This is a genomic window from Ruegeria arenilitoris (assembly GCF_013030985.1).
GTDB classification, from domain to species: domain Bacteria; phylum Pseudomonadota; class Alphaproteobacteria; order Rhodobacterales; family Rhodobacteraceae; genus Ruegeria; species Ruegeria arenilitoris_B.
On sequence record NZ_WPYP01000014.1, the window covers coordinates 18,019 to 38,157 of the forward strand.

The 20,139-nt window shown below is 59.2% G+C and carries 21 protein-coding genes; 8 read left to right on the plus strand and 13 right to left on the minus strand.

Annotation, left to right across the window (positions count from 1 at the left end; genetic code table 11):
* Window positions 1–145: 145 nt before the first annotated feature.
* From GOX88_RS21220 to GOX88_RS21250, 7 genes are all read left to right on the plus strand, one after another.
* A complete protein-coding gene (locus tag GOX88_RS21220; protein ID WP_170406738.1) occupies window positions 146–958 on the plus strand; it encodes an RNA ligase family protein in 813 nt (270 codons plus the stop codon).
* The gene (locus GOX88_RS21225) at window positions 948–2,099 is read left to right on the plus strand and encodes an AAA family ATPase (protein WP_254436325.1); all 1,152 of its coding nucleotides are present in this window, start codon (window positions 948–950) and stop codon (window positions 2,097–2,099) included. The genes GOX88_RS21220 and GOX88_RS21225 overlap by 11 nt, the downstream gene beginning before the upstream one ends.
* A gap of 276 nt (window positions 2,100–2,375) precedes the next feature.
* The gene (locus tag GOX88_RS21230; RefSeq protein ID WP_170406741.1) at window positions 2,376–3,509 is read left to right on the plus strand and encodes an RNA ligase RtcB family protein; all 1,134 of its coding nucleotides are present in this window, start codon (window positions 2,376–2,378) and stop codon (window positions 3,507–3,509) included.
* On the plus strand, window positions 3,506–4,147 hold the full coding sequence (gene prfH / locus GOX88_RS21235) for a peptide chain release factor H (RefSeq protein ID WP_170406744.1): 642 nt from the start codon (window positions 3,506–3,508) through the stop codon (window positions 4,145–4,147). The genes GOX88_RS21230 and prfH overlap by 4 nt, the downstream gene beginning before the upstream one ends.
* Window positions 4,148–4,450 (plus strand): hypothetical protein, encoded by a 303-nt coding sequence (locus GOX88_RS21240; RefSeq protein ID WP_170406747.1) that lies wholly within the window; start codon window positions 4,148–4,150, stop codon window positions 4,448–4,450. It begins immediately after the preceding gene.
* A gap of 211 nt (window positions 4,451–4,661) precedes the next feature.
* Window positions 4,662–5,036 (plus strand): hypothetical protein, encoded by a 375-nt coding sequence (locus GOX88_RS21245; protein ID WP_170406750.1) that lies wholly within the window; start codon window positions 4,662–4,664, stop codon window positions 5,034–5,036.
* A gap of 123 nt (window positions 5,037–5,159) precedes the next feature.
* The gene (locus GOX88_RS21250) at window positions 5,160–5,588 is read left to right on the plus strand and encodes a MarR family winged helix-turn-helix transcriptional regulator (protein ID WP_170406753.1); all 429 of its coding nucleotides are present in this window, start codon (window positions 5,160–5,162) and stop codon (window positions 5,586–5,588) included.
* 40 nt (window positions 5,589–5,628) lie between these two features.
* Here the strand turns inward: GOX88_RS21250 and fahA are convergent, their stop codons facing one another.
* From fahA to GOX88_RS21295, 9 genes are all read right to left on the minus strand, one after another.
* Complete coding sequence (gene fahA, locus GOX88_RS21255; RefSeq protein WP_170406758.1) at window positions 5,629–6,879, minus strand: fumarylacetoacetase; 1,251 nt, start codon at window positions 6,877–6,879, stop codon at window positions 5,629–5,631.
* A 10-nt stretch (window positions 6,880–6,889) separates the two neighbouring features.
* Window positions 6,890–7,522, minus strand: a complete 633-nt coding sequence (gene maiA, locus GOX88_RS21260) for a maleylacetoacetate isomerase (protein WP_170406762.1) — start codon at window positions 7,520–7,522, stop codon at window positions 6,890–6,892.
* A gap of 89 nt (window positions 7,523–7,611) precedes the next feature.
* Complete coding sequence (locus tag GOX88_RS21265) at window positions 7,612–8,157, minus strand: VOC family protein (RefSeq protein WP_170406765.1); 546 nt, start codon at window positions 8,155–8,157, stop codon at window positions 7,612–7,614.
* A gap of 37 nt (window positions 8,158–8,194) precedes the next feature.
* Complete coding sequence (locus GOX88_RS21270) at window positions 8,195–9,511, minus strand: TRAP transporter large permease (protein ID WP_170406767.1); 1,317 nt, start codon at window positions 9,509–9,511, stop codon at window positions 8,195–8,197.
* Window positions 9,508–10,056 (minus strand): TRAP transporter small permease, encoded by a 549-nt coding sequence (locus tag GOX88_RS21275; RefSeq protein WP_254436324.1) that lies wholly within the window; start codon window positions 10,054–10,056, stop codon window positions 9,508–9,510. The genes GOX88_RS21270 and GOX88_RS21275 overlap by 4 nt, the downstream gene beginning before the upstream one ends.
* Window positions 10,057–10,059: 3 nt before the next feature.
* A complete protein-coding gene (locus tag GOX88_RS21280; protein ID WP_170406770.1) occupies window positions 10,060–11,094 on the minus strand; it encodes a TRAP transporter substrate-binding protein in 1,035 nt (344 codons plus the stop codon).
* A 20-nt stretch (window positions 11,095–11,114) separates the two neighbouring features.
* Window positions 11,115–11,303, minus strand: coding sequence for a DUF2783 domain-containing protein (locus GOX88_RS21285; protein WP_170406772.1), 189 nt, complete (start codon window positions 11,301–11,303; stop codon window positions 11,115–11,117).
* A gap of 5 nt (window positions 11,304–11,308) precedes the next feature.
* Window positions 11,309–12,931, minus strand: a complete 1,623-nt coding sequence (locus GOX88_RS21290) for an FAD-dependent oxidoreductase (protein ID WP_170406775.1) — start codon at window positions 12,929–12,931, stop codon at window positions 11,309–11,311.
* 71 nt (window positions 12,932–13,002) lie between these two features.
* Entirely contained in the window at window positions 13,003–13,953 is a 951-nt protein-coding gene (locus GOX88_RS21295; RefSeq protein WP_170406778.1) for an MBL fold metallo-hydrolase, read from the minus strand.
* 827 nt (window positions 13,954–14,780) lie between these two features.
* Between GOX88_RS21295 and GOX88_RS21305 the strand changes: the two genes are divergently transcribed.
* Window positions 14,781–15,056, plus strand: a complete 276-nt coding sequence (locus tag GOX88_RS21305) for a hypothetical protein (protein ID WP_170432226.1) — start codon at window positions 14,781–14,783, stop codon at window positions 15,054–15,056.
* 95 nt (window positions 15,057–15,151) lie between these two features.
* Here GOX88_RS21305 and GOX88_RS21310 read toward each other — a convergent pair whose 3' ends face one another.
* From GOX88_RS21310 to GOX88_RS21325, 4 genes are read right to left on the minus strand one after another with little or no spacing between them, the layout of a single operon-like run.
* A complete protein-coding gene (locus tag GOX88_RS21310; RefSeq protein ID WP_170406787.1) occupies window positions 15,152–16,387 on the minus strand; it encodes a Tm-1-like ATP-binding domain-containing protein in 1,236 nt (411 codons plus the stop codon).
* A gap of 23 nt (window positions 16,388–16,410) precedes the next feature.
* Window positions 16,411–17,343 (minus strand): phosphotransferase enzyme family protein, encoded by a 933-nt coding sequence (locus GOX88_RS21315; RefSeq protein WP_170406790.1) that lies wholly within the window; start codon window positions 17,341–17,343, stop codon window positions 16,411–16,413.
* Window positions 17,340–18,635 (minus strand): aspartate aminotransferase family protein, encoded by a 1,296-nt coding sequence (locus GOX88_RS21320; protein WP_170406793.1) that lies wholly within the window; start codon window positions 18,633–18,635, stop codon window positions 17,340–17,342. The genes GOX88_RS21315 and GOX88_RS21320 overlap by 4 nt, the downstream gene beginning before the upstream one ends.
* Window positions 18,636–18,650: 15 nt before the next feature.
* Window positions 18,651–20,135, minus strand: a complete 1,485-nt coding sequence (locus tag GOX88_RS21325) for an aldehyde dehydrogenase (RefSeq protein ID WP_170406796.1) — start codon at window positions 20,133–20,135, stop codon at window positions 18,651–18,653.
* Window positions 20,136–20,139 lie beyond the last annotated feature (4 nt).

Below are 20,139 nucleotides of genomic sequence, written 5' to 3' on the forward strand. Positions count from 1 at the left end.
TGCAAGGCGGTGGTTATGCAGCGCGTTCTGTTTCACCCCGAACCCCACGGAAGACCAATGTAACGCTTACGCACATATCCAATCCTTCAACCTGACCATTCTGGCCGGGTGATTTTGTGCGGCTTCATTACATTGTGAGACAGTTATGGAAATCTACAAATACCCGCGCACGCGGCACATTGAAGGTTCGCGCCTTCAGGTCGGCGATCTTGCGGATGACAAACCCATCAAAGAACTGGCAGGCCAACATCTGATCGTCGAGGAAAAGCTCGACGGTGCCAACGCGGCCGTTTCGTTTGATAAAGACGGAAACCTGCTGCTGCAAAGCAGGGGGCACTATCTGTTGGGTGGCGGCCGAGAGCGCCACTTTGCGCTGTTCAAAACCTGGGCGGCGGCACATGCACACACGTTCCTGCCTGTGCTTGGCCAGCGCTATGTCATGTATGGCGAATGGATGTATGCCAAGCACACGGTCTTTTACGATCGCCTGCCGCATTACTTCATGGAATTCGACGTGCTTGACCGTGAAGCTGGCGTGTTTCTGAGCACCGCAGCGCGCCGTTCCTTGCTGGCAGGGTTGCCGGTCATGCCAGTGCCCGTCGTGCATGAGGGCGAGATTGCGTCCGTCGATCAGCTCAATGCCATGGTCCGACCTACACCGTACAAATCACACGATTGGCGGGATGCTTTGGCGAAGGCGGCGGTTCTGTCGAACAGCCGCCCTGACATGGTGCAGCAGCAGACCGAAGACAGCGATCTTGCCGAAGGGTTGTACATCAAGCTTGAGGACGCGAGCCAGGTGCAGGACCGGTTCAAATTTGTACGCGGTGACTTCCATCAGGCGATTCAGGCGTCGGATGGCCATTGGCATGATCGCCCGATCCTGCCCAATGCGCTGGCCGACGGGATCGACATCTTCGCGCCGAAACTTGGCGTGGAGGGATCGTATGATGCGTAAATTTGCAAATCCCGCAGTGGCGCATCAGCAGTTGTTGAGCATGGTTCCATCCGGTCCGCTCTGGCGCGTCGATTGGGGGGCGATCTGGAATGTGTGGCCTGAATTGGCCGCAATGGATGACTGCCCACAAGACCCCTTCCACCATGCCGAAGGGGATGTTGGCACCCATACGCGGATGGTGGTTGAGGCGCTTGTCGCCGATGAAGACTGGCGGTCGCTGCCGCCAGACGCGCAGAGTTGTGTGTTCTGGGCGGCTGTTTTGCATGACATCGGCAAGCCCTTTGTCACAAAGCACGAAGAGGACGGGCGCATTACCTCTCGCGGTCATTCGCGGGTTGGGGCGTCTGTCGCACGGCAGCTGCTGTGGCACACAGGAACCCCATTTGCATGGCGCGAAAGGCTGTGCGGCATCATCAGCCAGCACCAATTGCCGTTCTGGCTGATCGAACGGGATGATCCGCAACGGCTGGCCATCGAAACGTCCTGGCGTTGCCGTCCCGATCTTCTTTGTCTGCATGCCAGAGCGGACGCTTTGGGGCGCACCTGTGCGGATCAGCAATCGATACTGGATGGCGTTGAACTGGCCGTCGCAACGTTCGAGGAGGCAGGGTGCCTGAACCGCCCGTTTGCTTTCGCGAATGATGAAAGCCGAGTGTCCTATTTCGATTTGCCGGATCGTGACCCGCACTATGCGGCGCATGAAGAGTTCAGATGCAAGGTGACGGTCATGTCAGGCCTGCCGGGCGTGGGAAAGGATACCTGGATTGGCAACAATCGACCGGACCAATCCGTTGTCAGCCTTGACCTGATCCGCGAGGAGTTGGGCGTTTCGGCAACGGACAATCAAGGCCAGGTCATCCAGACCGCGCATGAACGTGCACGGACGCACCTGCGGGCGGGCAGGGATTTCGTCTGGAATGCGACCAACGTCACAAAGCAGAACCGATCACGGATTTTACGGCTCCTGCGGGACTACAACGCACGGATTGAGATCGTCTATCTCGAGGTAGGCCCGGAACAGCTGAACCGGCAGAACCGAAACAGACCGGACGCAGTTCCGGATGCTGTCATCGACCATTTGGCGAAGAAGCTGGAGCCGCCCGAGGCTTGGGAGGCGCACCGCGTAACGACAGTGGTCTGAGTGGCCGCTTGGCCACGATCCTGTTGCGTTTTGGTGACAAGGAAGTCTGACTGCATCCAAAACACTTTGAAGGAATCGGCGTGGTTCAGTAAATGACGGTCTCCATCCGGTCCATTGGGCCTAAATCGTAACCCCAAACAGGAAAGGGACATACATGCTTATTCGTCAATTTGCCCTTTCGGGGCCGATCAACACCTAAGCTGAAATCAGGTCAGGTTTGATCCAGTCGTCGGCGCTTGGCCGACGTATCTTTATACGTATTTTGGGTACTATCTCATGGGCAATTCTGTCTTGGATGGTCGCGCACCTGCTGTGTCCGGCGGTGGCATCATCACGAAATTCTATACATCTGCGGCCTGGATCGAAGGACGGGCCGAACAACAACTGGAAGAGATCGCCGGCTGGGCCGGCGTGCAAAAAATCGCGGCGTTTCCTGACCTGCACCCCGGTAAGCACGGGCCGGTCGGGTGTGCCGTCCTGACGGATCGGATTTTCCCGCAACTGATCGGCAACGACATCGGCTGCGGTATGTCCCTGTTCCAGCTGGATTTGCCTCTGCGCAAGTTGAAGTTGGAAAAGGCGCTGCGTCGGATGCGGGTTCTGGGTGAACCAGCGTCACAAGATCATCGTGGGCGTCTCGAGGAGGTCGATCTGCCCCCGGATCAGTTTGCCGCCTCTCTGGGCACGGTGGGTGGCGGTAACCACTTTTGCGAAGTGCAGGCCTTAGTTGACGCCGACGAATGCGTCGACCTCGACAAGTCACGGCTTTTTCTGCTGGTGCATTCCGGGTCACGCGGGTTCGGCTCTGCCGTTCTTGATGCTTTGCCGCAAGATGCACTTAAAGGCATGGCCGCTGATGGCGAAGAGTTGCACGAATACCTGCAAGATCACGACAGAGCGGTCCGCTGGGCCAGCCTCAATCGCCGGATCATTGCCGAACGCGCATCCGAGGCCCTGCGGGCCGATCTGACCTTGCTGGTGGATGCGCCACATAACCTGTTGGAGCAGCACGTTGACGGTTGGTTGCACCGCAAGGGTGCCGCTGTCGCGGGGGCAAGGTTTGTACCCTTGGCCGGATCGCGGGCAAGCGCCAGCTATCTGATGTCTTCTGCGGATCATGGCGATGCGTTGAACAGCCTCGCCCATGGTGCAGGGCGGCGGTATGATCGGTCCTCCATGCATGGTCGTGTGCGCGCAAAACGGTCCGACATCGAAGCCATGCAGCGCACGCCCTATGGGGGGCGCATCCTGTGTGAGGATCGCGATCTTCTGATCGAAGAGGCGCCACTGGCCTATAAGTCGAGCAAGGCAGTCGCCGAGGATTTGGAGCGCACGGGCGCTGCGCATTGTGCGGCAGAGTTCCATCCGCTTTTAACGTTCAAGAAAACACGCGAGCGGAGGCGGTCATGACAGCGGCTGGACATCTTACGCTTTTGATCACCAGTGGCAGCGGCCCGGCAGAATGCCAACAGGCCGTTGCGGGTGTGCTGAACGCGATGCGCCACGAGGCCGAGTTTTTCGCGGTGGATTTGGATGCAAGTGGATCGCCCACGAAACACGGGTTCAAATCGGCTGTTGTTTTGCTTGGTGGTGCTGACGCCAAAATCTTCGCCAACCGCTGGCGCGGCACAATCCGGTGGCGGGCGAAAAGCAATCTGCGCCCTCAGCACAAACGCGCCAACTGGTTTGTCGGAGTGTTTGACCTTGCGGCGCCTGCGCTGGCATCGGATCGATTTCATGAGCGGGACGTTAAGTTTGAGACTTTCCGGGCAGGTGGGCCCGGTGGGCAGCACCAGAACACGACGGACAGCGCAGTACGTGCGGTGCACGGGCCGACCGGGCTTGCGGTGGTTGCGCGTGAGGAACGTTCGCAGCATCGCAACAAGTCCCTGGCTTTGGCGCGCCTGCGGCAGTTGCTGGCCGCCCGGATTGCAGCGGATGAAGTTGCGCAAAAGGCCGCCCGAAACCAACTGCACCACACTTTGGAACGCGGCAATCCGGTGCGGTGTTTCAAGGGCCACGACTTTCGCGAAGAGCAAGGGGGCTAGATGGAAATGTTCGATCAACTCCTGTCCAACGCTCCGGCCAGCGATTTCTTGGCGGGTGGTTTGGCGCTTGGCGCATTCGGCGTGGTGGCGGCTTTTCAGCGTGTCGCTCGGATCGCGCTCTATCAAGTGGCGGTCAGGCGCATCTGGGTTAGCCTGACCTTGGACAACCGGAGCGCGGCCTATCGCCAATTTTGCATTTGGATGGAGCACAACAACATATTAGTCCATTTTCGGCATGTGCGTAGGACGGACAGCAGATGGGTCAGTGGCACCAATGGCTATCCGAGGTCAAAATACCGGTGACCCTCGGGCCGCATCCACGGCTGGATATCTCGGAAAAGGCGCTGAAAATCCGCGATCAGGTCCCCGACCCGAGCCGTGTGCGTACGGCCTGACAGGCGCGGCATTGTTGCCCCCTGCCGTCGCCGTTGCGGCGGCCGTCGGCAGGCCCGACGTCTACGCGGGTGAACTGCCTGTCTGTTTATTCCAACTGGTCGACGGGGCCTAGGTCACGATGAATGAACTGCAGGATCATGCCCACGCCTATATCGACGAGCGTCCCGCCTGGCCCAAGCAGATCTTTATCGTGGACGAGGTTCCGCTGACTACTGTGGGCAAGATCTACAAACCAACGCTACGTACCGAGGCCGTCAGGCGTGCCATTACCGAGCTGATCCAAAAGGCGCACAACCTTCCGGACGCAGACATCACCGCCACCGACGGCGGCGCCCGAGAGTTGCACGTGACCGTGACTCTGCCGGAACAGTCCGGCTCTACCGTTGCGGCAGTAGAAGAGGCGCTTGCAGATACCAGTTCTCTGCGCCGGCGCAGATCCGGTAAGCGGTGGCGGATCAAAAAGGGGTGTCGATCCCGGCACCCTCTTTCCTGACCACAAACATACCCACAGCATCGCCTTCGTATAGCGAAGAAAACCCTTTTTTACATCGGCTAAGGACGGTGAGTATTCAGCATCGTTGCAGGTGAAACGATATTGAACTACGCTACACGGAACATGCAGCTCGATTCTTTTTTTCCCTACCGATTGGCCGTGGCGTCCGAAGCTTTCTCACGAAACCTGACAGACGTCTACGAACGTGAACTGGGCCTGTCGCGAGAGGAATGGCGTTTGTTGTTTCTGCTGGCAAACGCAGAAAGTGTCACCTCCCTCGACCTCGCGCGCCGTACAACGCTGGACAAGGTGCAGGTCAGCCGGGCTGCAAAGCGGCTTGACGAAAAGGGGCTGATCGTTCGCGAGATCTCAGACACAGACCGTCGGATCCGTGTGTACCGCTGCACGCCCGAAGGGCTTCGTGAATTTCAGCATTTGGAGCCGAAGGTGCGAGAACGGGCCAACAGTATGCTCGACGCGCTATCGCCCGAAGATCGCGAGGCGCTGGAGCGGGGCATAACAGCGCTGATGAAAGTGGCCAAAACCGACTGAAAAATGGGGCAGAGGCCGAAATGACCTCTGCCCGTTCCTGTTACTGCTGATCGGCGGCCGCAAGCAGTGTGCCCGTGCACGGGCCAAACCCGATACGGTAACCATTGCCATGCGCCGCACCACGCAGGGTCAGCGTATCACCGTCTTCAAGGAAGCTGCGTTCTTCTCCACTGTCCAGGGTCAGAGGTTCTTTGCCGCCCCAGCTGAGTTCCAGCAGGCTGCCACGGTTTTCCTTTTCCGGGCCGGAAATCGTACCCGATCCAAGCAAATCACCCACACGCATCGGGCAACCGCTGGTCGTGTGATGGGCCAGTTGCTGGGCCGCGGAATAATACATTTCATTGTAGTTTGTGCGCGCGATCACTGTTTCCGCTGTACCTTCCGGAGCCAGCCCGACCTCAAGTGCGATGTCGTAAAGCATCGGGCCAGGTTCTTGCAAATAGGGAAGCAGTTCCTTCTCGCGCTCAGGCGTTGAGGTGCGGAAGGGTTCCAGCGCTGCTTTGGTCACGATCCACGGGCTGATCGTGGTTGCTGTGGCCTTGGCCTGAAACGGGCCGAGCGGCTGGTATTCCCACGCCTGAATGTCGCGCGCCGACCAGTCGTTGAGAAGGACATAGCCAAAGATCATGTCATCGGCCTGCTGTACCGATACGGGACCATTCGAAGGCTGCCCGACGATTGCGCCCATCTCAAGCTCCAGATCAAACCGCCGGGACGGCGCAAAGATCGGCGCCTCCATATCTGGGCCTTTGAGCTGTCCCCAGGGACGGCGCACATCGGTACCGCTGACCACGACCGAGGACGCCCGGCCGTTATAGCCGATGGGGATATGTAGCCAGTTCGGGGGCAGGGCGTTTTCAGCGCCACGGAACATGGTGCCGACATTGAACGCATGATTGCGGCCCGCGTAGAAATCCGTGTACTCGGCGACGTCGAACGGCATTGCCATCGTGACCGAGGCCATCGGCACCAGATAGGCGGTCAGTTCGTCCTGGCGGGCCGAACCAGCGGCCAGTGCCTCGGTCAGCATGGCGCGGAACTCTTCCCAGACCCCGGCACCAAGCGCCATGAAGCTATTCCACGATCCGTTCGAAAACACAGACGCCTTGGGAAGATCAAGTTTGTTGTCCACTTCCATCTGCGTCAGGTCGAGGATCATATCGCCAATGGCCACACCACAATGCAGCGCGCCCGGGTCGGTTCCGAAAACGCCGTAGGGCAGGTTGTTGAGCGGAAAGTCGGTCGTGGCAGAGTTTGCGCTTTCGACCCACGAGGGTAGCAGTTTCGTCATAATTTCACCTTTAGGCCGCGTCGGGCTGGTTTTCGGGGCGCGCGTCGTTGAACGCCGCAAGAGACAGGGCGCGTTCCTCGATCTCGAGAAGGCGGGGGAAGGGGGACATATCAACGCCCCAGCGATGCGCGTTGTAAAGCTGAGCAACAAGGCAAATATCGGCGAGGTCGGGAGTTTCCCCGAAGCTGAACGCCGTGCCTTTTGGCAGCAAAGCCTGATAGGCGGCAAACCCTTCGGTCATCCAATGGTGGAACCAGTCAAGCTGCCCGTCGGCTGTAAGCCCCATTTGGGCCTTGAGATAGGTCAGGACCTTGAGGTTGTTCACCGGATGGACGTCCAGCGCAATGGTCTGTACGGCAGCCTGAACGTGGGCGCGCATCAGCGGTTCTGTCGGCAACAGCGGCGGCTCTGGCACCGTGGCGTCCAGATATTCGATGATCGCAAGCGACTGGGTCAGAACGGTGCCATCCTCAAGAACAAGGGTCGGAACCCCCTTGCCGGGATTGAGGGCGGCGTAATCGGGGGCACGCTGCTCTCCGGTTACCAGATTGACCGGGGAGGTTTCATAGCTGAGACCTTTGAGATTCAGGGCAATTCGGACCCGGTAAGAGGTCGTAGAACGCCAATAGGAATAGAGTTTCATGACCTCTTCCAGCAATTCTTAGCGTGTTGCCAAAACCCGTCAGCAATCAGGTCCCGCGCCGGATCAGACACCCGGCGCGGGACAGTGCATCAGGTGTTTTTGTTAAGCTCTTTGGCGTGCAGCCAATCCGCGTGTTTCGGTGCTTTCTTGGTTTTCGACCAATCTTCGAGCATCAGCCATTTCACTTCGTCCATCCGCGCCAGCATCGCTTCTTCCTCTGGATCGGGGCAGGCCAGTTCAATCCGGTGGCCCGAGGGATCGAAGAAATAGATCGAGTGGAAGATCGAGTGATCTGTCACACCAAGAACCTCGACGCCGTTGGCCTCGAGATGCTCTTTGAACTCGAGCAGAGTTGCACGGTCTTTGACCTTGAAGGCAATGTGCTGAACCCAGATTGGCGTGTTCGGGTCGCGGCCCATCTCGGGCTTGGTCGGCAGTTCGAAGAACGCCAGAACGTTGCCGTCACCTGCATCCAGGAACAGATGCATGTAGGGGTCCGGCTCGTGGGTCGAGGGCACGTGGTCCTCGGCAATGGCCAGAATGAAATCCATGTTCAGCATCTTGCCATACCACTCGACGGTTTCCTTGGCGTCTTTGCAGCGATAGGCGACGTGGTGAATTTTTTCGACTTTCATCGTGTCTTCCTTTCCGAATGGGTTGGGTTTGGGTGTTTCACATCAGCCCCACAAGCCAGAGCGACAGTGAGGGAATGAGGATGAGCAAGGCCAGCCGCAGGATGTCAGCGATCCAGAAGGGCAGGACGCCCTTGAAGATGGTCGCTAGCGACACGTCCTGAAGAACGCCTTTCAGTACGAAGACATTCATGCCGACCGGGGGTGTGATCAGGCTGATCTCGGTTGCGACAACAACGACGATGGCGAACCAGATCAGCGCGTTTTCGGGGTCGAGCAACAGTTCGTTGGCAAACTCCAACTCGAACATCAGCGGATAGAATACCGGCACCGTCAGCAGGATCATCGACAGGCTTTCCAGCACACAGCCAAGCACCATGTAGACCAGAATGATGAACACGATCACGGCCCAGACCGGCATTTCGTTGTCGATCACAAAGCTGGACAGCGCATCGGGCAGACCGGCGAAGTTGATGAAATTGGTGAACAGCTCGGCCCCGATGATGACAGCGAAGATCATCGCGGTTGCTCGGATGGAATCCATCGTGGCGGCAAAGAATCCGCCCCAGGTCATGGACCGCAAGGCCACAGCGATCAGCACCGATGCGCCTGCGCCCATGCCCGCGGCTTCGGTCGGCGTGAAGAACCCGCCATAGATGCCGGTCATGATGAACAGGAACAGGCCCAGCACACAGAAGACGCCAACCAGATCAGTACGGCTCATCGGTTCGGTGTTTTCTTCCTCCGGCGCCAGCGCCGGGTTCACGCGGACCGCCACCATTACCGCACCCAGATACAGCACCACACCGATAATGCCCGGGATGATCCCGGCGATGAACAGTTTGGCGATGTTGGTTTCGGTCAACAGCCCATAGATGATCAGGATCACCGAGGGCGGGATCAGGATACCCAGCGTGCCGCCCGCCGCGATTGACCCTGTGGCCAGCTTGTCATCATAGCCAAACTTGCGCATCGAGGGCATCGCCACCTTGGACATGGTTGCAGCCGTCGCCAGCGAGGACCCGCACACTGCGGAGAAGCCACCACAAGAAAAGACCGATGCCATGGCGAGACCGCCGCGCAGCTTGCCGAACAGCCGGTCAGCGCCTGCAAACAGGCCATGCGCCACGCCGGACCCGGCCAGCACGTTGCCCATGAAAATAAAGAGAGGAATGACCGACAGGCTGTAGGACAGCGCGGTGTCGAATGCCACCTGGCCGGTCATCGCCCAGGCGGGCTCCCAACCGCGCATATAGGCAAAGCCGAACCCGCCAACTGCTGCCATGGCAAAGGCAATCGGCACCCGCAAAAGGATCAGCCCGAGGAGGACGGCAAAACCGATCAGCGATTCAATCATGGCAGAGCCTCCGGAGGGGTTCGGTTGGTGTCGCGCTCTTTCGGCGGTTGCAGGCCGCGCAGAAAGGCGATGAAGGCCGAGACCATGCAGGACACGCCAGCCAGGTAGCCAAAGGGGGCCAGCGGAACCTCCAGCGCGTTACTGACCGCGCCGTCATGGGCCGCCTTGGCCGCATGGGTAAACAACCGCCAGGCGAAGGTGGCCAAAAGGGCCGCGGAAAAAAGCCCGGCAAAGGCGGTAAGAAAACGCTGGGCATGTTTGCCGAGGGCCATGTTGAGCAAGTCGACTTCGATATGTTCGCGCCGCTCTGTCGTCAGGGGCAGGGCCAGGAAGACTAAAGCTGCAAGCAGAATTTCGGTAAGCTCGAATGCACCAGCCAGTGGTGCATTCAAAAAGTAACGCCCGATCACATCCACACAGGTAATGAGAATGAGGCAGAACAGGATCAAAGCGGCGCCGACACCAAGCGACCTGTCAAGCAGCAGCCCGATATCCAGCCCCTCTTCCGGGGGCTGGTCGGGGAAACGATGGCGAAGCCGCTCCATGGATCAGAAGTCCACGCCAGACTGCTTGCGCAGTTCGTGCAGGGCTGCTGTTCCGTCATAGCCATCCGCCGAGATTGCTTCGGACCACGCTGTTTCGGCGTTAGCGGCCTGAGACTTGATCGCTTCAACGACAGCGGCTGGTGCGTCATAGACTTCAATCCCGGCCTTTTCAGCAGCAGCGCTGCCTTTTTCGTCGGCACCAACCCAGGCCTCGCCAACCAGGGTGGCAAAGGCTTCGCCCGAGATTGCTTCGATCGCAGCCTGGTCCTCTGCGGAAATCTCGTTCCACTTGCCCTCGTTCATGACCATGAACCAGGTCGTGTTATAGAGACCGCCGGGCACTTTCATCGTGTATTTGACGTCCTCGGTCAGCTTGAAGGCGGCAAGGGCGTCATAGGGGAAGGTCACCCCGTCAATCACACCGCGAGACAGTTTCTCATAAACCTCACCCGAAGACATGAAGAGCGTCGTGGAGCCCATGCCTGACATCAGATCGGAAATATAGCCGCCGGGAACACGGATCTTCAGACCGGCAAAATCATCAGTCGTTTCGATCTTGCGGACGTTGTTGTGCAACATGCCGGGGCCATGCACGAACAGTCCCAGAAGCTTGGTACCTTCATGCTCTTTCTGCGCTTCCAGTGGACCGGCGTAAACATTCCAGAACGCTTTGGAACCAGCAACGGCGTCATCGCCGATGAAAGAGAACTGGCCGATCCGCGAACGTGTGAAACGGTCGTCCGTGGTAAAGGAATGCAGGCCGTAGGTGATGTCGGCAATACCGTCGGCGGCCATGTCGTAATGCGCAGGCGGCGGCCCCAGAGGTTTGGCCAGAACACGGACAGTTACCCGACCATCCGTGACCTCTCCAACCTGTTTGGCCCAGGGTTTGATTGCGCCGGCCACGATCGGGTGGCGCGGTGGCAGCCAGCTGGACAGGGCCAGGGTGGTTTCGGCCATTGCGCTTGTTGCAAGCGACAGGGCGATGGTTGTTGCGCCAACGCAGGCGAGGGCGCGGGTTTGCAGATTCAATTTCATAATCTCCTCCCTAGGAAGTGTTAGATTTCGGCGGCTTTGATCGCCTCGGTCAGAACCGAGCGCTCGCCGATGTGATTGGCAAGGATGAGGATCAGGCGGGCACTGAGTGCGTCGCTTTGGTCTTTTTCCAGCCCGTCATGGGCGGCCAGAAGCTCGGCATAGAAATCGTCGACGCCATCGATGTTGGGGGTCAGGATCAAGTCAGTCATGGGGCTTACTCCTTGCCGACTGTGCGCCGGATCGAGGCGCGGATTGCATTTTCGTCAAAGCTGGGGCGGCGGGCGGCCACGTGCTGATCCGGGCGGATCAGGTAAACCGCGCTGTCGGCATCGCCGAGGTACCGCTTTTTCAGGGCGCCGGTTTTGTCATCCTTGACCGAAAGGGCCAGGCGCGTGACCTGAACGCCGTCTTCCTCGATCATGTCGGGGGCATCGGCATCGATGGTCAAAAGGATGAATTTGTCACCCAGTTTGGACAGCAGGAAATCGTCGCCCAGCGGTGCATCCGGGCATACCGAGCCGGGGCGTGACCGCGCGGGGCCATCCAGAGCATCTGCCGAGTTGAGTGGTGAGCCGTCATAGGTGCAGGGCACCGACAGGCGACCGGAGTTCACCATCGGGCGCGCAAATTCGTACTTATCGGACAGCGACAGCACGGCATCGCGCAGAAGGCGGCTTGTTTCGGATTTCGGGGTGATGAAATCGGTCGAACGAGTCGAATTCAGAATGTTCTCATCCGCGCCGTGGATGCGTTCGACGTTATATGTGTCCAGCAGGCTTTCAGGGGCTTCACCGCGCATCACCATACCCAGTTTCCAGCCGAGGTTATCGACATCCTGCATGCCCGAGTTTGCGCCGCGTGCGCCAAAGGGTGACACCTGATGCGCTGCGTCCCCGGCAAAGAACACGCGACCATGGCGGAAGCTGTCCATGCGCTTGCACTGGAAGGTATAGATCGAGGACCAGACCATATCATATTCGACACCTTCACCCAGGAACGCGTCGAGACGGCGGCGGATGTTTTCCTCTTTCATCTCTTCGGTGCGGTCGACGTCCCAGCCGATCTGGAAATCCACGCGCCAGACATCGTCAGGCTGTTTGTGCAGCAGGGTGGACGCACCCGATCCGTGGGTCGGTTCGAACCAGAACCAGCGTTCGGTCGGAAAGCTGTCGTTCTTCATCTTGATGTCGGCAATCAGGAAACTGTCCTGAAACACTTTGCCGGTGAAATCCAGATCCAGCATCGTGCGCAGCGGTGACGAGGCCCCGTCGCACCCGATCAACCAGTCGGCCTCAAGCGTATAGGGGCCATCCGGCGTCATGATCGACAAGGTGACGTGATCGTCGTGCACTTCGACCGCGTCCACGCGGTTCTTGCCGCGGATTTCAATCGGTGCGCCCTGCGCCTGCAGCTCTTCAAAGCGGTCGAGCTGATAGCTTTCGTAATAGGGTTGCTGCATGTTGATGAAGGCCGGGTATTCGTGGCCCTCTTCGGGCAGCAGGTTGAACTCGAAAACCTGGTCGTCCTTGTGAAAGACCTTTCCGAGGTTCCATACCACCCCTTTGTCGACCATCGGTTTGCCGCAGCCATAGCGGCCGGCAACCTCAAGACAGCGTTTGGCAAAGCAGATCGCGCGGGACCCCATGCCGACGCCTTCGTGGTCGTCCAGCACCAGTGTTGGAATGCCCTGACGGCCAAGATCAAGTGCGGTTGCCACGCCGATCGGGCCACCGCCTATCACCACCACGGGGTGGCGAGCCGGTGTTGTGGCGTCTTGATCGGTCGATTTCTTATAGGGATAGCGCTTGTAGGCAAGCGTGTATCTATCATCGAACATCGGTATTGTCCTCTGGCTGCGCGCGTTTCGTTTCGCTTGGACGCCCGGCCAAAACGGCCGGGCTGGTTGCCTTAGCCCTGCAGGGCCTCCCACATTTCAAGGTCGCGCTGGGCGGTCCAGATGCGGGGGGTGTCGATACCGCGGGCCTCGTCATAGGCACGGGCGACGTTGAAGGGCAGGCAATGCTCGTAAATCGCGTAGTCGGCGAATTTCGGATCGCATTCGGCACGCACGGCGTCCCAGGCTTCTTTCAGCGACCCACCACGGGCCGCTACCTTTGCCGCCGGGCGGTAGGTGCTTTCGACGAAATTGCGGGTCTTTTCGATGGCGGCGTTGACCATGTCCTTGCCGACCAAGGCGTCCCCGCGACCCGGTGCGATGGCGTCGACATCGAACCATTTGATCTGGTCCAGCGTATCGCCCCAATCGTTGAAATGCCCGTCACCGCAATAGCAGGCCGAGTGGTATTCGACGATGTCGCCGGTGAACATGACGTTCTGATCCGGCACGTGGATGACGATATCGCCTGCGGTGTGGGCGCGGCCCAGATGCATCAGGTCGACCCGGCGATTTCCAAGGTAAACGGTCATCGTGTCGCTGAAGGTGGTGGTGGGCCAGGTCAGTCCGGGAATGCTCTCATGCCCTTCGAACAGGCGGGGGAAGCGTTGGAATTCGCTGTCCCAATCTTCTTTGCCGCGTTCCACGACCATCGAACGCGCCATGTCGGACATGAGGATCTGCTGTGCGCCGAAAGCACTGGCCCCCAGCACGCGGACCGCGTGATAGTGGGTCAGCGCCACATGGGTGATGGGTTTGTCCGTCACCGAACGCACGCATTCGATCACCTTGTTGGCTAGACGCGGTGTGGCCTGCGCCTCGACAATCATCACGCTGTCATCGCCGATGATCACGCCTGAATTCGGATCGCCTTCGGCCGTGAAGGCATACAGGCCTTCGCCGACCTCGGTAAACGAGATCTTCTTTTCCGACATGTCCCCCTGGGACGCGAATGCCTTGGCCATGTGTAACCTCCAAAGGTGCGATGCTGCCTGAACTCGGTCAATTTAGCCGAGGTTAGACATATTGTTGCATTTGCAACAAAGTCGTTTCATTTGAAACAAAAGTCAACGAAAATCCGAGTTGCGGCAAAATTGAAACGCGCATCCCTTTATTAACAATGACTTCCGGGATGCTCCAAGGAGTAGGTCTAAGGCGCTAAAGTCTTTGTGGCGAAGGCTGAGCTGAAATTGGCGGCAAGTTCGGCCACTTGTTTCGACCGAATTTCAACTGCGGGCCGGAATCATGCCCAGCCGGTCGAATCGCGGTTACTTGGTCTCTGAGTGAAGTTGAAACTGCCAGCGCATCCAGATGTGACGTTCAGTGGCATCTGATTGCACATGCCAGATGCAGGAATTCGTTTCTGCCGCTGTCGCGAAGGGCAGGGGCCCAGTAAGCGAGCCGGGAAAAGTGGGTTCCCGCAACCGCACAGGTATCAATGCAACCATGTTCGAGCCGGTCAAAACAGTCGTGATGCTGGAAAACCAGGCAGTCTGACGGCGATGTGGTGGGATTGGCCCATCTCTGCCTAAATCTGATCAACGCTTGTTTTTCCGGTCGCGCAGGGCGACATGATCGTGTGATCCGCAGCGCAATAACTCTCGAGACTGTCCGGGGCTGTGCGTTGCGATGCATCGAAGTAAGCCACATCCTGATCATCTTCCAGAACGCTGATTGATGTCGGTTTCCAGTGTCTTGAGCTCGGGGGTCCGTACCAGATCCACGTCGCCGGACCGTAAAAGCTGGATCCGCTCATGATCCGGCAATGCCCGCCTGACGCGGACGTGTACCTGTGGCGCAAGCAGATACCTCTGCGGTTGAAGACTGCGTGTCGGCCGAGGGAATACGCTGTGAAACCCAATTCGCCAAAACGATCGCCATGGGGGACATTGTTCGGGTCCATTCGAAAATGACCGATCTGTCGGTCGAAGGCGATCTGAGCATCGGGTACATGGATATCTTTCGCTTCAACGACGAAGGTCTGATCGTTGAGCCTTGGGATATCGAAGAAGCCAAAACCGGTGAATCCGCCAACGAAAATGATATGCTTGGCTATCCGGCTGAATGAGAGTGACGGGGCGGGGCACCTTTCGGTGCTCCGCAGCCTCTATCTGGTCAGTTGAAGGAGCGCTGGATTCCGACCAACACGTGCATGAACGTCTGCTAGGTTTTGCTGACAACTCCGTTCTCGACCCAGTTATCGAATTGAGCCAAAACGGCGTCGCAAAATGCAGCGTCATTGATGTGCGCATCCAGTTCGGTCATCGGCACCCGGCCCGGCATGACCTTGCGGGCTTCGTCGACCATGTCTGCAAGGGCTGCGGGGTCATGGGCTTCCTCGCCTTCCTTGTCCCATGCCTCGACGCCTTGCACCGGCAGGAAGAAATGAACCGGCCCGGTTGCTGCCTCCAGCCGGTTTGCCAGTTCTCCTATCCAGGCCCGGCGTTCCTCGCCGTTGAAGACCGAGCTTTTGATCAGGCGGTTATGTTCGTGAAAGGGGCGGTCTGCATATTGATCGGGTATCTCTTGCCAGCCCGCAAAGTCCAGCAGGTCGAGCGCCCCGGGGGCGACCATCTGTGGCGTGCCAACACGCCCGGCGTTGGTTACGCGATCCTCTCCGCTTGAGACAACGGAGCCTGCCAGCAAATTGCCGAACTCCTGCATACAGAAGTCCATCACGCAGGCAAAGGCGCCCTCGGCGGCAAGTTTCTCGAAGGCCATGCCGCCCATGCCGGTCGAGTGGAACACTGCGACCTCAAAGCCGCGCTCTTCCAATGCTGGCTTCAGGGTTTTCATGTAACGCAGGCAGGACGACCCAAGGCTGGTCATGCCGATCAGAGGTTTGCTGCGATCCGGCGCGATGGCGGCTTTGGCGGCGCCGACCACGGCCCCTGCGGCCTGAGCCAGCGAGGACCGGCAGATTGAATTCATACCGTACAGCCCCCCGGCCCACAGGATCATCTGAATGTCGGGGGCCAGCCGATGCGGCGGGATCAGCGGCGAGAAGCTGACGGTTGAGACGATGTATTTCGGCACCCCCATCGGCAGAGCCTGCGCGCAATCCAGCGCGAGGTCGGTGCCCATAGTGCCGCCAGTGGCCAACATTCCGTCAAACCGGCCATCGGCATAGGCCTTTGCCACTACTTTCGCGGCCCCGGCAGACATGACACGGAACGCCTTGTTCTCGTCCCCCAGCGCGATCACCTCGTCGATGGACATGCCTTCGGAGGCGGCGACGTCGTGTTTCGAGATATCGGTCGGCGTCTCCGGGTCGCCCAGAACGGACACATCCATTGTCAGTACATCTGCGCCCTGCGCCCGTACGGCGTCCTCGATGAACCGCATCTCGGGGTCTTTGGTGTCGTATGTCCCAATCAGCAGGATCGTTTTGTTGGTCATTGGTTTCCTCCCGTCCATGCGTGTTATCCGAGGTAGTGCGTCAGCAGTCCCCGGGCGGTTTCAATGAACCGCGTATTGCGTGCCTGTGACCCATCTTCGTCCATCCGGGACGATATCCAGCCGACATACGTGACCGCGCGCAGGGCCATGAACAGATCGAGATGCTTAGTGTCGAGCGCTCGTTCTGACCGATATCCCTCAAGCAGAGCCTCTTGCAGAGCGTCGTGGTCCGGCTCGCGCAGGTTTTTCAGCATTGTTGTGGCGAGGTCGAACAGGCGGAACCCAAACCCCGCATCGTCGAAGTCAATCAACCAAAGCTTTTCGCCGTGGATCATCACGTTTTCGCGCACCAGATCGGCGTGGATCAGGCCAAAATCCAGCTGACTTTCGATCTGTTGCAAGTGGCTGTTCGCTGTATCGCGAAACGCGGCGAACAGGGCACGATCCTCGTCCGAAAGCGTGGGGTTCTCCCAAAATCGATCCCACAGAGGGGCATCGCCCAGCAGCCCGGCACGGTCCCAGGACCAACGCGCAAAGCCATCTGGCCGGGTCCAGGCATCGCTGGTCTCGTGCAGCTTTGCCATCTCGCGTCCGAGGGCCCGGAATATCCCGGTGCGGTCGTCATGGTCGATCCCGGATTCGGTCGATCCCAGCGGGCGACCGGACAGCCAGTCCAGCATATCGACCTGAATGCCGTCCAGCAGATGCAGATAGCGTCCGTTCTTGGCCGGCACAGGCGTGGGTACACCGACGCCCTTGGCGCCAAGCTCGATAACCCACTGCAACTCGGACCGCAGGGCGGCGTCCGAATGCAGCCCCTGACGGTGCAGGCGCAGGGCAAAGCTTTTCCCGCCGGTCTGAACCCGATAGACATGGTTTTCACGGGCTGCGACCAGAGACCATTCAGCGTCGTCCATGCCCCAAAGGGTCAGGGCTTGCTCGACAATCCGGGTCATAAGGTCAGCGGGGTTTCGGCCAAAACCTCGTCCAGTGTGTCAAACAGCAGATCGGCATTCTCTTTCGAGAACGGCATCGGTGGCCGGATCTTGAGCGTGTTCTTGTGGCGGCCCAGTTTGGAATGGATGATCCCCCGGTGCCGCATCGCATTGATCACCCGATCGGTGAACTCGCTGGCCGGTTCCTTGCTTTGACGATCCAGCACCATTTCGGCCCCGAAAATCAGGCCCGAGCCGCGCACGTCACCGATGAAATCGTATTTCTGCTGTAATGCCGACATGCGGGCGCGGGCATGATCGCCCACCACCTTGGCATTGGCGACAAGGTTCTTGTCCTCAATCTCTTCCAGCACCGCCATGGCTGCGGCGCATGAGACCGGGTTGCCGCCGAACGTGTTGAAGTACCGATAGCCCTTGCGAAACGTGGTCAGGGCTTCGCTGCGCGTCACCACGCCGCCCACTGGATGGCCATTGGCCATCGGTTTGCCCATTGTCATGATATCCGGCACCACGCCCATTTTCTGATGCGCCCACATATGGGTGCCAGTGCGGCCAAAGCCGGATTGCACCTCATCACAGATCAGCAGGCCACCGGCCTTGTGCACCACTTCGGCCACAGGTTTCAGCCAGCCGTCGGGATGGTCGGGGAAGCCTTCGTTCAGGAAGTATGGGCAGACCACCAAGGCGGCGAACCCAATGCCTGACTTCTCATGCTCGGCGATCTGTTCGGCCACGGCATCGGCAAACTTGCGGCCGTCCGGGTCCGGGGTGCGATAGCTGTCAGGGGCTTCCACAAACCGGAAATACTGATCCAGACCAAAGCCAACGGTCGGCACGTTCGACTTGCTCAGCTGGCTGACCAGAGAGGTGTTGCCGTGATAGGTCGCATCCGTGGCGATGATGCCGCGCTTGCCGGTCATGCCCTCGGCCATGCGTAGGGCGATGTCGTTTGCTTCGGACCCGGTGCAGGTCAGGATGGCTGTGTCCAGCGAGGCATCCATCGTGCCGGTCAGTTTCTCGACATAGTCCAGAATACCGTCGTGCAGATAGCGGGTATGGGTGTTGAGCGTCGACGCCTGACGGCAGATCGCGTCGACCACGCGCGGGTTGCAGTGACCGACATGTGGCACATTGTTGTAACAATCCAGGTATTTGCGACCGTCCGCGTCCCACAACCAGACACCTTCACCCTTCACGATATGAAGCGGCTCATCGTAAAAGGTCGAAACATTCGGGCCCAGCAGCTTGGCCCGGCGTTCAACAAGCTCGGCAGATTTCGGGGGAAGCGTCATGCGGTTGGCCCTTGGTCAGAGTTTTATCCATGCGGTTTTCAGATCGAGGTATTTCTCAAACGCATGAAGGGATTTGTCATGCCCATTGCCCGACTGCCCCATGCCACCCAGCGGAACGGTCAAGTCAGACCCGCCATAGGTGTTCACGTGCACGACGCCCGCACGGATTCCCGCGATCATACGGTGCGCGCGGCTCAGGTTCGACGTCCACACCCCCGAGGACAGACCGTAGACCGTGGAGTTGGCCAACTGTATCGCCTCGTCCTCGTCCTTGAAGGGCGTCACGGCCAAAACCGGGCCAAACACCTCGTTCTGGAACAGGTTGTCGGTGGGCTTCACTTTGGTCATTACGGTCGGCGCCATATAGTAACCGCCGGTTTCCTCAAGAATGCGGCCGCCACCTGTGCGACGCTCGGCGCCTTCGGCCTCGGCCCTGGCGACGAATTCCAGGTTGGAGTCCAGTTCGGGCAGTGAATGAACCGCGCCAATTTGCGTGTCCAGGTCCAGTGGGTTGCCGACGCGCATCGCTTCGGCATGTTTGACAAGTTCGGCAACAAATTCGTCGTGGATGTCCTCTTGTACAAGCAGGCGAGATCCGGCGATGCAAATCTGGCCGGCGTTGCGGAAGATGCCGCCCGCCGATACTTTGGCGGCTTCGCTCAGGTCCGGGGCGTCGTTGAAGACGATGTTGGGGGATTTGCCGCCCAGTTCCAGATAGCAGCGTTTCATATTCGACCGTGCCGAGTATTCCAGCAACCGCCGACCTGTCGCGCCCGAGCCGGTGAACACCATGATGTCTACATCCATCGATAGCGCCAGCGTTTCACCCACCACCCGGCCCGAACCGGTGACGACATTCAGCACGCCGTCGGGCACTCCGGCCTCAGCCGCCAGTTCGGCCAGTTTCAATAGCGACAAGGATGCGCTTTCCGCCGGTTTGAGCACCACTGAGTTGCCGGTTGCCAGCGCCGGGGCCAGTTTCCAGCTGCCGATCATCAGCGGCATGTTCCAAGGCACAATCGCGCCAACCACCCCAACCGGCGCGTGATGGATCAGGCCCAACACGCTTTCGGCCGTGGGGGCGATCTGGCCATAGACCTTGTCAATCGCCTCGGCGTAATAGCGGAACGTACCGGCCGCTGACATCGGCTCGGCCTTCATGGCCATGGTAATCTCGGTGCCATTGTCGCGCACACCCAGAACTGCCAGTTCAAGGGCGTGCTTTTCGATCAGATCGGCCAGTTTCAGCAGTACTTTCTTGCGCTCGGCCGGGGATTGGCGCGACCAGCGACCATCTTCGAACGCAGCCCGAGCGGTGGCAATCGCTGCCTCCATATCCGCCGGAGTGCCTTCGGCAATCTGGGTCAGAACCGTGCCATCAACCGGCGACAGAACATCCCGGTGACCGCCTTCCGAGGCAGCGATCCAGCGACCCCCGATGAAGTGCGAACGGGGGGACAGAACCTGAGATCGCAGGGCGTCAATGTCGGATTGGTTCATGGCA

What these genes read in the sequence shown, in the direction of transcription:
- GOX88_RS21220 (WP_170406738.1), top strand. Translation starts at nt 146, where the DNA reads ATGGAAATCTACAAATACCCGCGCACGCGGCACATTGAAGGTTCGCGC.
- GOX88_RS21225 (WP_254436325.1), top strand. Translation starts at nt 948, where the DNA reads ATGATGCGTAAATTTGCAAATCCCGCAGTGGCGCATCAGCAGTTGTTG.
- GOX88_RS21230 (WP_170406741.1), top strand. Translation starts at nt 2,376, where the DNA reads ATGGGCAATTCTGTCTTGGATGGTCGCGCACCTGCTGTGTCCGGCGGT.
- prfH (WP_170406744.1), top strand. Translation starts at nt 3,506, where the DNA reads ATGACAGCGGCTGGACATCTTACGCTTTTGATCACCAGTGGCAGCGGC.
- GOX88_RS21240 (WP_170406747.1), top strand. Translation starts at nt 4,148, where the DNA reads ATGGAAATGTTCGATCAACTCCTGTCCAACGCTCCGGCCAGCGATTTC.
- GOX88_RS21245 (WP_170406750.1), top strand. Translation starts at nt 4,662, where the DNA reads ATGAATGAACTGCAGGATCATGCCCACGCCTATATCGACGAGCGTCCC.
- GOX88_RS21250 (WP_170406753.1), top strand. Translation starts at nt 5,160, where the DNA reads ATGCAGCTCGATTCTTTTTTTCCCTACCGATTGGCCGTGGCGTCCGAA.
- fahA (WP_170406758.1), bottom strand. Translation starts at nt 6,879, where the DNA reads ATGACGAAACTGCTACCCTCGTGGGTCGAAAGCGCAAACTCTGCCACG.
- maiA (WP_170406762.1), bottom strand. Translation starts at nt 7,522, where the DNA reads ATGAAACTCTATTCCTATTGGCGTTCTACGACCTCTTACCGGGTCCGA.
- GOX88_RS21265 (WP_170406765.1), bottom strand. Translation starts at nt 8,157, where the DNA reads ATGAAAGTCGAAAAAATTCACCACGTCGCCTATCGCTGCAAAGACGCC.
- GOX88_RS21270 (WP_170406767.1), bottom strand. Translation starts at nt 9,511, where the DNA reads ATGATTGAATCGCTGATCGGTTTTGCCGTCCTCCTCGGGCTGATCCTT.
- GOX88_RS21275 (WP_254436324.1), bottom strand. Translation starts at nt 10,056, where the DNA reads ATGGAGCGGCTTCGCCATCGTTTCCCCGACCAGCCCCCGGAAGAGGGG.
- GOX88_RS21280 (WP_170406770.1), bottom strand. Translation starts at nt 11,094, where the DNA reads ATGAAATTGAATCTGCAAACCCGCGCCCTCGCCTGCGTTGGCGCAACA.
- GOX88_RS21285 (WP_170406772.1), bottom strand. Translation starts at nt 11,303, where the DNA reads ATGACTGACTTGATCCTGACCCCCAACATCGATGGCGTCGACGATTTC.
- GOX88_RS21290 (WP_170406775.1), bottom strand. Translation starts at nt 12,931, where the DNA reads ATGTTCGATGATAGATACACGCTTGCCTACAAGCGCTATCCCTATAAG.
- GOX88_RS21295 (WP_170406778.1), bottom strand. Translation starts at nt 13,953, where the DNA reads ATGGCCAAGGCATTCGCGTCCCAGGGGGACATGTCGGAAAAGAAGATC.
- GOX88_RS21310 (WP_170406787.1), bottom strand. Translation starts at nt 16,387, where the DNA reads ATGACCAACAAAACGATCCTGCTGATTGGGACATACGACACCAAAGAC.
- GOX88_RS21315 (WP_170406790.1), bottom strand. Translation starts at nt 17,343, where the DNA reads ATGACCCGGATTGTCGAGCAAGCCCTGACCCTTTGGGGCATGGACGAC.
- GOX88_RS21320 (WP_170406793.1), bottom strand. Translation starts at nt 18,635, where the DNA reads ATGACGCTTCCCCCGAAATCTGCCGAGCTTGTTGAACGCCGGGCCAAG.
- GOX88_RS21325 (WP_170406796.1), bottom strand. Translation starts at nt 20,135, where the DNA reads ATGAACCAATCCGACATTGACGCCCTGCGATCTCAGGTTCTGTCCCCC.